Origin of the sequence: Bremerella volcania, from assembly GCF_007748115.1 — a bacterium.
In the GTDB taxonomy this organism is placed as follows: domain Bacteria; phylum Planctomycetota; class Planctomycetia; order Pirellulales; family Pirellulaceae; genus Bremerella; species Bremerella volcania.
The window spans coordinates 832,330-844,804 of record NZ_CP036289.1; the positions used below are offsets into that span (position 1 = coordinate 832,330).

Below are 12,475 nucleotides of genomic sequence, written 5' to 3' on the forward strand. Positions count from 1 at the left end.
ATCCACGACCTGGTGCTACAGTTCACTTCTAATGTTGTTGCCCGCCAAGCCCACAAGGCGCTTTTAAGAAAGTACGGCAAAGCGTTCCTCAAAACGGTGGCTAATGCAGGCCGTAGCGACTCATCTTATAGTGCAATGTGCGAACACTGACCCCCAGCACTTTTGCGGTTTGCTCGCGGTGAAAATCATTGGCCGCAAGGGAAATCCGGATTGCTTCCTTCTCAGCCTCTTCCGTTACTTCTGCCAGTGAGCGTACTTCGCTTGCGGAAGCGTTTCTTGCAACCGAGCTTAATTCAGCAGGTAAATTTGCCGCTGTAATTCTGTCACTGCTTACGGTGACAACCAAGCGTTCGATGACATTGCGTAGTTGACGAACATTGCCTGGCCAAGTCGCCGACATGAGAACCTGTAATGCCTCATTGTCTACGGTTTTGGGTGGTCGATGATGTCGAGTGCAAAAGAAATTCAGGAAATGGTCCACCAATAGAGCAATGTCCTCGCGCCGCTGCCGCAGTGACGGCACTTCAATTGGGATGATGTTCAGTCGATAGTAAAGATCCTCTCGAAAACTCGCTTCTTCTATTAATTGCGGGATGTCCCTGTTCGTGGCGGACACAATGCGAGCATCGGACGTAAGTGTTGTTTCGCCTCCGACTCTTGTGAACTGTCCCGTCTCAAGGACACGAAGCAAATCCACTTGGCACTTCATGGGGATTTCGGTAATTTCGTCGAGAAATAACGTTCCTCGCATGGACTGTTCGAAGCAGCCAGGTCTTTGGCGAGAGGCCCCCGTAAATGCTCCCTTTTCATGTCCAAATAACTCGCTTTCCAATAGATTCACCGGCAATGCACCGAGGTTGACGGGAATGAACGGAAATGTGGAGCGTTTGCTCAAGTCGTGAATTGCCCTCGCAATCAACTCTTTTCCAGTCCCACTTTCGCCGTGAATCAAAATCGTGGCATCCGTATCAGCGACCTGTCGAATCTGTCGCAGTACATCATTGAGAGCTTGGCAATTTCCGATGATATTCGGCAATTCGCCTGCTTCCGCCAACCGATCCTTCAGGAAGCGGTTTTCGGTCTGCAACCGATGGTGTTCCACTGCCTTGGCAATTTGTTGTCGGATTAAGTTCAGATCAACCGGCTTGGTAATAAAATCGAACGCCCCACGGCGCATCGCGTCGACGGCCATCTCAACCGTGCCATGGGCAGTTATCATGATCATCGTCGTATTGGGTTCGCGCTGCTGGATCAGAGATAAAAGCTCCAGGCCATCGCGATCCCCTGGCAACCGAACATCGGCAATAACGATCTGAAAGCTCTCCGCATCGAACTTGTCCAATGCCTCATTAACGCTACTCGCCGTGTCGACATGGTCGACCTCTTTCTCGAGGCCTTTAGCCAGCCCGGAGCGAATGTTGGGCTCGTCATCAACAATCAGAATGCGAAAAGCTTCGTCCATGACACTAGTCCGAAGGTAAAGACACTTGTTGAATTGGCAACGTCATCACGAAGGTCGTGCCATCCTTGCTGCTAAAGAAGTCAAGGCTCCCATTGTGCTGTCGTACGATTTTGTCGCACAAGGCTAGCCCTAAGCCTGTCCCATCGCTCTTGGTCGTAAAGTAGGCATCGAATACCTGATCACGGAGATCCTCCGGAATCCCAGATCCGGTATCCGAGATTTCGACACGTAACGCGTCGGAAGACTGAGTCACGGAAACGGAAAGTCTGCCCCCGTGGGGCATGGCTTGCATCGCGTTGAGGAACAGGTTTAGCAAAGTTTGTTCCAATCGGAGAAGATCTGCCGTTAAATTTGGCAAAGGCGATTCCGGCAACGCGAATTGAACCGCGATCCCCTGCTGGTTTGCTTGAGGAATTGCCAGATCCACTTGACGCTGTATGAGCTGGACAAGATTGACCTGTTCGAGCTTTAAATTGTCCATGGATGCAAAATCACGGAATCGCTCTAACACTTCTCCAATTCGCGTCATTTCCGACTTAATTACGGCTAGCATCGGTTGCACGTCCTCGGAATCCGCGCTTTCCTCAAGCTGTTCTTCGAGCAGTTGTACATGTAGCGATAGAGCCGCGAGTGGATTTCGGATCTCATGATGAAGTCCCGCTGCCAAGGACCCAAGTCCCATGTAACGTTCCATTCGACGCATTCGCTCTTCCATTAAGACGCGTTCCGTTACATCGCGTAGTTGTAGAACTTTGCCGATTTCCTTTCCGCCGAAGTCATTCAATGATTGACATGTCGCACGGACGGTCCTTCCGGCTTTGCCGACATGAAAATCTCTTGTCACGGACGAGGACTTTTCCGTCTGCCAGTCACTTATGAACTGATCAAGGTCAAGGTCACTCGACAGTTCGTTCACATGCTTGCCGATACAGTCGAGTTTGGCCCCCAATAAATCCATGCCATGACGATTGATGCTGGTAACGATGCTGTTTCGATCGGTTGTGATTACCGTCTGGTCCATGCTGCTGAGAATATGCCCCGCGAGCGCTTTGATGTCCCGAAGAGATTCTTGGGATGACCGATAGGCCCGGGAGAGCAATATAAGCGCCAAACCAGTCGCGATAAGATTAAGAACGACCAGGATGGAAAGCCGAAACTGCCAACGTAATTCGCTAGCCAAGTCCTTGGCCACAGCGGTTGAATCACGGGGCAGTTGTCGCGTCAGTTCTTCGACAATGGCTTGTTCTCGCAGAAAGTCAGCCATCATCCAAATGGTTATGACCAGGGCCGCCAAGCTGAGCAGTAGCAGCCCGGTAATGGAAAGCCGGTATCCCTTACCGGTAGCAACAGATTGAGTACGAAACATAAAAGCAGATGATCAAGGTGTCAAAGGACAGCCGCTCCAAAGATTCACGCCAATTCCCTTGGTTGCGAGGTTGCCAACGTGCGCACTCAAACCTCTCGAATTCTCGTGTTTAGCAACATCAAGTCTTAGATCGGTGGAAGCGTCCGTTGTTTCTCGCTTACTGGTGAAGTGACGTCCTGGAGTGGTAAGAACTGATTCTGATCCGGATCAAAAGCAAATACGTCGCCAGTTTCAAATTTGTAGACCCACCCATGTAATTTTAAATCGCCACGACCAATCGCTGCGGCCACGGCGGGATGGGTTCTCAGGCTCTCTAGTTGGACCAGGACATTCTCCTCCACCGTCAGGGTTAGTCTCTTGGCTGGATCGGTTAGGTGGGAATAGTTTTCTTCGACGATTCGCCGCGTCGCTTCAGCGTGTTGAAGGTAGGCACGAACCGCTGGCATTTTATCGACCATTTCCGGTGTCAGAAGACCGGCCATCGCTCCGCAGTGAGAATGTCCGCAAATGACGATGTCACGGACCTTTAACGCCGCTACCGCATACTCGATTGTGGCGGCCTCACCGCCAAGAATAGATCCATAGGGAGGGACAATATTTCCCGCGGTGCGTTGAATAAATAGCTCACCAGGCTTCGTCTGAGTCAGGCGACTTGGATCAATCCGTGAATCCGAACAAGTGATAAACAATGCCAACGGATGCTGCCCATCGACGAGTGTCTCAAATAGCTTTTGATCCTGGCTGAACTGCTCGCGCTGAAATCGATGGATTCCTTGAACTAACTGCTGCATTGGTCGAATCCCGTTCGTCGAAGAAGATAATCCGTGCAAAAATCTGCACTGGATCTGCAATAAATTGCGTGATTGATATCTCCAAATTCTATCCATTGGGAGGCCGATTGACCTCCTCGATTGTGTTTTTTGCGAACAAAAGTTCTCTTCCAACCCCGACTTTTCCGAAGTGCACCCCTTTTTGAACGCCTGGTAGCGAACTTGTTGCCCTGCTTCCGGCATGACGCTTGCATAAAGGTACACCTACCCCTGCAATGACTCCCTCCCCATTTGAGGCAGGGAACACCTATCTCCTGCCTTTTTGTCTGAACGTTAGCCCTGGGCCAATTTCGCTTTGGAATGTACCACTGAATCTGCGGCCGAGTCGGTCGATGACCACTGCGGATCTGACGCGATCCGCAAATTGGTTGAGCACGCTGCACACTTGTTGCCGTCCCAGGGGCCGATCGAAGTCTTTGTCCATCACAATACGCTGCATGCGTTTGAGGACTTGCCCTTTCACGAGGCCGTGAAGACGGGCCTGGCACGATATGGCGCTCACCCCTACTTGCCGGAGCAAGAGTATCGGCAATTGTTTCAGGAAGGTCGCATCACGGATGAGGATCTCCAGGCAGTCTTACAAGAAGCCCTGGGGCCTCAGGGTCACAAGCAAATCAATGGTCTGGGAACACGAGGGCAAATTCGTTTGGCGATGCTTCGTCAGCCGATCCACGTCGGGCCTGATGCGGAATTGAGGTGGATCGTGGCGGAAACTGATGCCCTCGATCGATTTCGCCCGGAAGTTCCCAACGACCTTCGCGACCGGGTTGTCGCTGGTACGCGACAGTGGCTGCAACACGAGCAAGCGTCTCTGAGTCCAGCCCTGGCAGATCTTGCCGAACTTGTTTCCAAGTTCGGCAGTAACTATCCGGAATGGAAAAAGGCTTCCTGGGAAGCATTCTCCTTGCATCTGCTGTGGCGAATCTGTCGCAGCGGTATTCAATCCGTTCCGCACCAAGGCGCCCCCAGTCGTTATGTCCGTCCGCGCGACCTATTGCTGAACGCACTTGGCATCGACGTCGATCGCGATGTGCATGATCTATTAATTCGCTTTTGTGCGGCTTATATCGATCAAGGCTATTCCGACTGGGAAATGCCTTGTCGCGACAAGGGCTTTTATGACGCTTTTCTTACGTTGTATTCGCAATCGAATTGGTGTTCGGATCGTCGGTTACGCGGGCTCTCAGGAGAGTTGTGGCGACTGCAAAGTTCCGGCCTCTCGCCAGAAGCATCGATCCAAGAATCACTGGCGGAATTAGGAATCGCCAACGACGATCGCGAAGAATTCGTAATCCAAACACTCCTAAGCCTGCGTGGTTGGGCAGGAATGGTTTGGCAACTCGAAACCGGTGCGGGTCCGGTTGTCCATTCGATTCCCAAAGGATCCTTGCTCGGGCTATTGGCTGTTCAACTTATTCTTGAGCGATTTGCGATCATCGATGTTGGTCGAGAAGCCACCGGGAAGCGTGGCAGTGCGTCGGATGTATTGCAATTTGCTCGGACGAAGTTGTCTGAACCGCGGCCATTGAGTGTGGAACGCCGCGCGTTTCTCTTGTTTCAAGTAGCCCAAACACTTGGTTGGCAGCCGCAGCAGTTACTGGCATTGTCTGAGATTCAATGGCAAGAGTTGTATGACGAAGCCGATGGGTTCTCTGCCGTCGAAAGACGTCGAATCTACCATGAGGCATTCGAGCGAAAGTATCGACGCGAAGCGCTCGATGCTTTCGTGAACCACACCAATGTCCTTAACGCATCTATTGCGGAGCGAAAACCGCGCCGTCCGGAGTTTCAAGTCCTAACTTGCATCGACGATCGAGAGGAGTCGTTCCGGCGGCACCTGGAAGAAGTGCATCCTGAGTGCGAAACTTTGGGAGCGGCGGGCTTTTTTGCGGTGGCTATCTATTATCGTGGAGCAGCAGATAGCTTTTACAAGCCGCTATGTCCCAACGTAATTACTCCAGAGCACTATGTTCAAGAGGACGTTGGTTACACGTTCGAAGGAATGCACCGCGAGCGGGCCGAGTTAAGAAGGCGACTTGGATTGGTGAGTCACGCCTTCCATACCCGCAGCCGAACGTTTCTGGGGGGAATCTTTACTGGCATCGTCGGATCATTGGCCACCGTGCCGCTCGTGGCCAGTGTGTTGTTTCCCCATCTGACGGCTCGCATTCGCAAGCACTTAGGAACGTTCGTCCAGCCGCCACCGGTAACGACACTTCAGTTGGAACGATATGAGGAAAATCCTGGTCCGGAGAATGGCCACATCGGATTCACCTGTGATGAAATGGCCAATGTCGTCGTGCGACTAATGCAGGACATTGGCGTAACGAGCCCAGAATCGTTTTCACGCCTGTTTGTCGTTTGCGGACATGGTTCTTCGAGTCTCAACAACCCCCACGAATCCGCGTATTGTTGCGGGGCGTGCGCGGGAAAACGAGGCGGCCCGAATGCCAGAGCATTTGCCAAAATGGCCAACGATTGGCGAGTACGTGCCAAAGTCCGGCAGGCAGGAATATCGATTCCAGACGACACCGTATTCGTTGGTGCTTACCACAATACGTGTGATGACTCGGTCGTGTTTTTTGATCTCGACATGCTGCCGGCATCCCATCATGCCGACTTCGAAACCGCTCGAGATGCCATCGAGGAGGCACGTCGGCGAAATGCCCATGAACGTTGCCGACGGTTTGTTTCCGTGCCTCTGTCCATTTCTCCCAATGAAGCCATTCGGCACGTTGAAGCTCGTGCTCAAGATATTTCACAGGCCCGGCCAGAATACAATCACGCCACCAACGCACTCTGCATTGTCGGACGACGCGACTGGTCACGTGGATTATTTCTAGATCGCCGAGCATTTCTCACGTCTTATGATCCGGCCCAGGACAACGACGACCATTCCGTCCTCGCACGAATTCTGGCAGCGGCGATTCCCGTTTGTGCCGGCATCAATCTGGAGTACTACTTTTCACGTGTGGATCATGTGGTTTACGGTTCTGGATCAAAACTGCCACATAACATTGTTTCTCTGCTGGGGGTCATGGATGGGACGGCAAGTGATTTGAGGACCGGACTTTACCAGCAAATGGTAGAGATACATGAACCACTGAGGATGTTGTTTGTGATTGAATCAACCCCTGAGGCTATCCTTTCCATCATGCAAAGTAATCCAACCATCGGTCGACTTTGTCGCGGCGGTTGGATCCATTTGGCAGTCATCAATCCGAAAACATCGACGGTTCAAGTCTACAGGAATGGACAATTCGATCCGTATGAAGTCTCAGGAAGGTACCTGCCGGAGGCTTCCTGCTCGCTGGAATGTTATCGAGGATCCCGTGAGAACTTGCCGTTTTACTCGATTGCGGGAACGGTGAGGCAGCAATGATCGTTGACTATGTCCTATATGTCCTGGGAGTTGCGGTCGTTGTCAGTCCAACGCTTTTGGTAATGGCCCTGGGACTGCCGCTGATGGCTGGGGTCCGACTGAGTGAAGTGGTTCAATCGAGACTGACAAAACTCAGTGTCGTCACAGGGTTGATGGCCGCGATCGGCATTCTCGGAGTCATGCTTGCGTCGGGATCGCGTCATGTGCCAATCGAGTTTGGAAACTGGGTTTCCATCCCTCAGGAACACTTTCATTTTCATCTTAAGTTTGTTTTCGATAGGCTGTCTGTCCCGTTTGCGATTCTATCCTTCGTGCTGTGTGGGACTGTGGGAGCATTCGCTTCGGTTTATTTGCATCGTGATCGCGGCTATCGGCGTTTCTTCCTGCTCTATGCATTGTTCTTATTGGGAATGGTGGTTTCCTCGCTAGCTGGCACCATCGAGACGCTGTTCTTTGGTTGGGAACTGGTAGGTCTGTCGTCGGCGCTGCTTGTTGCTTATTTCCATGAGCGTACCGCTCCGGTTCGCAACGGACTTCGGGTCTGGGCCATCTATCGCATTGCGGATGCGGCATTCTTGATTGCCGCGTTAACGATGCACCATTTGACGGGAGCCGGGGATTTCGACGGACTGATGGGGTCAGGCCCTTGGCCCGACGGCGTCGCTGCAATCGATTCCACGTCGGCACTGATGGTTGGTCTTCTCCTGCTACTGGCTGCCGCAGGCAAGTCAGGGATGGTGCCGTTTTCCGGTTGGATTCCCCGTGCGATGGAGGGCCCTACGCCATCGAGTGCCGTGTTTTATGGAGCATTGTCGGTTCACCTCGGCGCGTTTCTGTTGCTGCGTGTGAGTCCATTATTGGATGTATCAGTTCCGCTGCGAATAGCGGTTATCGTGATGGGACTTGCCACGGCAATCTTTGGAGCCATCGCTTGCCGTGCCCAAAGCGATGTCAAGAACGCCTTGGCCTTTGCATCGTTGACTCAAGTTGGAATTATTACGGTCGAGATTGGGTTCGGCCTACAATACGTCGCTCTGGTCCATATGATTGGCCATGCCTGTTTGAGAACGTTGCAACTGCTACGAGCACCTTCCGTGCTGAAAGATTACAGGATGTTGGAAGATGCCGTGGGAAGCCCCTTGGGGGGCAATAAGTCCGTTGAGTCTCCCGCCATTTCTTCTCGTCAAATCTGGCTTTATCGATTTGCTCTCGAACGTGGCTATCTCGACGCATTTCTCAATCGCTGGATTGTCGATCCGTTCGTGACCGCGTTTCGTAGCTTCGATGTCCTGGAGAGACGCTGGACCAGCTTCCTTTCTGGCGGCGAATCACGCGAATCAGATCGTCTAACTCCGTACGGAGATTCGCTGGAGGACGTTGCATAATGTCGGAATTGCACTTGCCCTGGCTGGGTTTGACCGTGCTGTTGCCGCTGGCGGGTGCGATCGTGGTGTCGTTGATGAAGGATCGTGATCACGCGCGGCAAGTCAGCGTCGCGATAGGTGTCATGACGCTCATTTGCGCCTGTGGGGAATGGATCGATTTTACGATGCTGCATTCCTTCGAAGCACACGATCACTGGGACATCTTTCAATTATTCTTTGCAAACGATGCGTTCGTGGTAGACGAACTTAGCGCCCCCCTCATCCCACTAGGGGCTTTGCTCTATCTCACGACCATTTTGACGACACTTCGAACCAAGGTGAATCGCTTTTCATTCGGGTGGACGTTGTTTTCGGAATCGGTGCTTTTGGCAACGCTCGGTTGTCGGGATTCTTGGTTGATTATCTTGCTGCTGGCCGTCGGCGTCGTTCCCCCTTGGATCGAGTTGCGCAAGCGTCATCAATCAACGCAGGTGTACTCGCTGCACATGGGGTTGTTCGTGGGACTGTTGGTCTTGGGGCAGTGGTTGGTGGGGCCTGATGCATCGGCTGCCAATCCGCCTATCCTTGCCGGTTGCCTATTGACTGCGGGCGCGTTGGTTCGAAGTGGTGTTTGCCCGTTGCATTGTTGGATGACCGATCTATTTGAGAAAGCAACCTTCGGCACCGCTTTGCTATTTGTCACTCCGATGGCAGGCGCCTACGCTGTAATGCGGCTGGTATTTCCGATTGCCCCCGACTGGGCTCTGCAAAGCATCGCCATTTTGTCGATGATGACGGCCGTTTACGCTGCCGGTATGGCCTTGGTTCAGCATGAATCACGACGATTCTTTTGCTACCTTTTTTTGAGCCACTCATCGCTGGTTTTGGTCGGACTGGAAATGGCGACCCCCATCGGTTTAACCGGGGCGCTGTACGTCTGGCTTTCTGTGGGGATCTCGTTGTTGGGATTTGGTTTGGCGCTGCGATCGGTCGAGGCGCGAACGGGACGCCTCTCACTCGATGGGTTTCACGGGCTGTATGAACACACTCCGTTCCTCGCGAACATGTTTCTATTGACCGGCCTGGCTTCGATTGGATTCCCAGGGACGATTGGCTTTATCGGCACGGAGTTGCTCGTAGAGGGAGTCGTTGATATCTATCCCATGATGGGCTTTGCCGTCGTACTAGCCGCCGCACTCAATGGTATTGCTGTGGTTAAAGCTTACTTTCACGTCTTCACTGGTACGCGTCATCTGGCCACCGTGTCACTCGTATGCCGACCGCCCGAACGTGTGACGATCTTACTCATGGTGGTATTGATCATCGGCGGTGGGGTGTTTCCCGAGCCAGGAGTTCGATCGCGGTATCACGCTGCAACTGCATTGATCAAGATGCGGGGAGTCGATGAAGCAATAGAGCATTCTGCTACTTCCCGCGCCAATGCACGCGGAATTAATCAGGGTCATTCCACCGGTGGTTTCTTATTTCCTCAATCGAATCGTTGAGTCTAATGATGCCTAGCGACAAACTTGCCAGTGATATCCCACACGGAAACTCCGCTGGATTCCTTAAGTACTTTCAGTACGACTTTAACTCCGGCTTCTTGGTTTTTCTGATAGCGCTTCCGCTTTGTTTAGGCATCTCGCTTGCTTGCGGCTTTCCACCCATCGCAGGCATCTTTACTGCGATCATCGGGGCGGTTGTAACGCCTTTGATCAGCAACAGTGAGTTGACCATCAAAGGGCCAGCGGCCGGGCTGATTGTGATCGCCATCGGCTGTGTCCAGGACTTCGGTGGCGATGGCATGACAGGCGGTTGGACGGAGTCGGACATTGCTGCCTACCGGGCTGCTATCGCCGTAGGGGTCGTTGCAGGTGCTATTCAAATTGTGTTTGGGCTTTTTCGCGGCGGAATCCTGGGCGAGTTTTTCCCTGTATCCGTGGTTCACGGCATGCTGGCAGCAATCGGCGTCATCATCATCGTTAAGCAGATCCCGTTCGCGCTAGGGGTGTCGGCTGGAGGTGAACCGATGGAAATGCTTCGCGAGATCCCGCATTACCTGATGGAGGCGAATCCTGCCATCGCGGCAATTGGTGTCGTCAGTCTGCTAATAATGTTTCTGTGGCCTCTGATGGCCGCACGCCTGGGAGTTCTAAAAAAGATTCCTGCACCCGTCGTCGTGCTTTTATTTGCAGTTCCCATGGCCATGGCATTCGATCTGCTGCACGAACACTCCTACACGCTGCAAGGACATAAATATCAACTTAGTGAACAGTATCTCGTGAAGATGCCAGACAAGGTGTTCGGGATGTTCAATGACATTACGTTTCCGGAATTTGCAGTCTTGGTGCAACCCAAGGCTTGGAAATGGATTCTGATGTTCTTCATCATCGGCAGCCTGGAGTCGGTGTTGAGTGCCAAAGCGATCGATCTACTCGATCCATGGAAACGTAAGACCAAGATGAATCGCGACCTGATTGCGATTGGCGTTGGGAATCTTTGTGCATCCATGGTGGGCGGCTTGCCCATGATATCCGAAATCGTTCGCTCGAAGGCCAACATCGACAATGGTGCAAGAACGCGATTTGCCAATTTCTGGCATGGTGTATTTTTGCTGGCGTGTGTTGCCTTGATTCCATTTTATCTGCATAGGATTCCACTGGCGGCCTTGGCTGCGATGCTTATCTATACTGGATATCGCCTCGCCCACCCGAACGAGTTCATTCACGTTTATCGAATCGGCAAAGAGCAGCTTGCCATCTTTGTCACCACTTTGGTGGTCGTTCTGGCAACGGACTTGTTGGTTGGAGTTGCCGTTGGGATCTTGCTCAAGATGGTGATTCATCTCGCCAACGGCGTCTCGTTGCGATCGTTGTTCAAACCCTATATCGAAGTCCAGGAAATCAATGACGACACGAGTGTGATCCTGGCCCGAGAGTCGGCCGTTTTCAGTAACTGGCTCCCTTTTCGACGCCAGATTGAACAGATTGGTCTAGTTCAGAAGCGAAATCTGGTGATCGATGTATCGGGTACGAAGTTGATTGACCATAGTGTGATGGAGAAACTGGAAGAAGTTCAACGAGATTTTGAACAAGAAGGGCTGACATTTGAGGTTCGAGGATTGAACCAGCTAGAGTCATTCTCCGACAACGTTCATGCGACTCGAAAACGACGTCCGAAAATAATGCGACGCGTTGCTTTTACGATGGAGTCCGAGCACTTCCCGCGAATCGAAGAACGACTTCCTGAATTTGGGGCAAGCACCTTTTCAGTCGTCCCATCCAAGTCGCTAATTCGTATCGAACTCATTGTATCGCCACAGACGTGCGAAAACTTTCTCGATTTTATCCGGCGAGATGTCCTCACAGAGCAAAACGGACATGCTTGCGTGGATTCAATCGAAATCGTTCAACACGAATCGAGAGACGCATAACCCTTCTTCAGCGGATCCGATAGGATGCGACTATGAATAAGCTTGATTCCTCTCTGCACCGTTTTCCGGTCAAGCATTTTGGCACGGCAAGTGACTTTCTGTTGTCAGCAGAAAGCGAGGAGAGGGATACATTGATGATTGCCTGTGCAGATCAGGGAGGCGCGCCTGATAGAGTTTCATTTGCGAAATCAGGTCGTTTTTTTGTGGTTCAGCACTTGGCATCGTCGATTCGTCCAGCAGGCGATCGTGACGAGAATTCAGAAATTTCGGACATCGAATTTGCATTTTCGAAATACAAAATCAAACACGTGATTATTTGTGGGCATACTGGATGCGGCGTAATCCGAAATTGGCTGCTTTATCCTGACGCTCCTGACGTAAGTGGAATCCGAGCTCGTTTTGAGCAGACCACTTTGGAGGCGGTGAATCAAGCATATCCCGAATATTCTGCCGAGGATCGAATTGAGGCCCTGATTTGTGAACACACTCTGTTTCAGTTGGAGCATCTTTGTTCTCATGCGTTTATCCGCAACAAGCTTGAAGCCGGGACGTTGCAGCTGCACGCTTGGGTCGTCAATGACAACACCGCCCGTGTTCGTTCATACGATCCTGCCCGTGGTTGTTTTGCTATCATTTAA

Annotated in this window: 8 protein-coding genes; 5 read left to right on the forward strand and 3 right to left on the reverse strand. The window is 52.1% G+C overall.

What is annotated here, in order from left to right; translation table 11 throughout:
- Window positions 1-100: 100 nt before the first annotated feature.
- The 3 genes from Pan97_RS03355 to Pan97_RS03365 all read right to left on the reverse strand — a co-directional run bounded on the left by Pan97_RS03355 (window position 101) and on the right by Pan97_RS03365 (window position 3,619).
- Window positions 101-1,462 (reverse strand): sigma-54-dependent transcriptional regulator, encoded by a 1,362-nt coding sequence (locus tag Pan97_RS03355; RefSeq protein WP_144970738.1) that lies wholly within the window; start codon window positions 1,460-1,462, stop codon window positions 101-103.
- A 4-nt stretch (window positions 1,463-1,466) separates the two neighbouring features.
- Window positions 1,467-2,828: a two-component system sensor histidine kinase NtrB gene (locus tag Pan97_RS03360; protein ID WP_144970740.1), complete on the reverse strand. Its 1,362-nt coding sequence runs from the start codon at window positions 2,826-2,828 to the stop codon at window positions 1,467-1,469.
- A 125-nt stretch (window positions 2,829-2,953) separates the two neighbouring features.
- Window positions 2,954-3,619 (reverse strand): carbonic anhydrase, encoded by a 666-nt coding sequence (locus Pan97_RS03365; RefSeq protein ID WP_144970741.1) that lies wholly within the window; start codon window positions 3,617-3,619, stop codon window positions 2,954-2,956.
- 334 nt (window positions 3,620-3,953) lie between these two features.
- Here Pan97_RS03365 and Pan97_RS03370 point away from each other — a divergent pair, with 334 nt between their 5' ends.
- Genes Pan97_RS03370 through Pan97_RS03390 form a run of 5 tightly spaced genes read left to right on the forward strand, consistent with a single transcriptional unit; the run spans window position 3,954 to window position 12,475 of the window.
- Window positions 3,954-7,040, forward strand: a complete 3,087-nt coding sequence (locus Pan97_RS03370; RefSeq protein WP_144970742.1) for a DUF2309 domain-containing protein — start codon at window positions 3,954-3,956, stop codon at window positions 7,038-7,040.
- Window positions 7,037-8,425, forward strand: coding sequence for a proton-conducting transporter transmembrane domain-containing protein (locus Pan97_RS03375; RefSeq protein ID WP_144970743.1), 1,389 nt, complete (start codon window positions 7,037-7,039; stop codon window positions 8,423-8,425). The genes Pan97_RS03370 and Pan97_RS03375 overlap by 4 nt, the downstream gene beginning before the upstream one ends.
- Window positions 8,426-8,460: 35 nt before the next feature.
- Window positions 8,461-9,909 carry a proton-conducting transporter transmembrane domain-containing protein gene (locus tag Pan97_RS03380; protein ID WP_206668920.1) on the forward strand — a complete coding sequence of 483 codons (1,449 nt, stop codon included), beginning with the start codon at window positions 8,461-8,463 and terminating at the stop codon, window positions 9,907-9,909.
- An 8-nt stretch (window positions 9,910-9,917) separates the two neighbouring features.
- Entirely contained in the window at window positions 9,918-11,837 is a 1,920-nt protein-coding gene (locus Pan97_RS03385) for a SulP family inorganic anion transporter (RefSeq protein ID WP_241676402.1), read from the forward strand.
- Between the two features lie 32 nt (window positions 11,838-11,869).
- Window positions 11,870-12,475 carry a carbonic anhydrase gene (locus tag Pan97_RS03390; RefSeq protein ID WP_144970746.1) on the forward strand — a complete coding sequence of 202 codons (606 nt, stop codon included), beginning with the start codon at window positions 11,870-11,872 and terminating at the stop codon, window positions 12,473-12,475.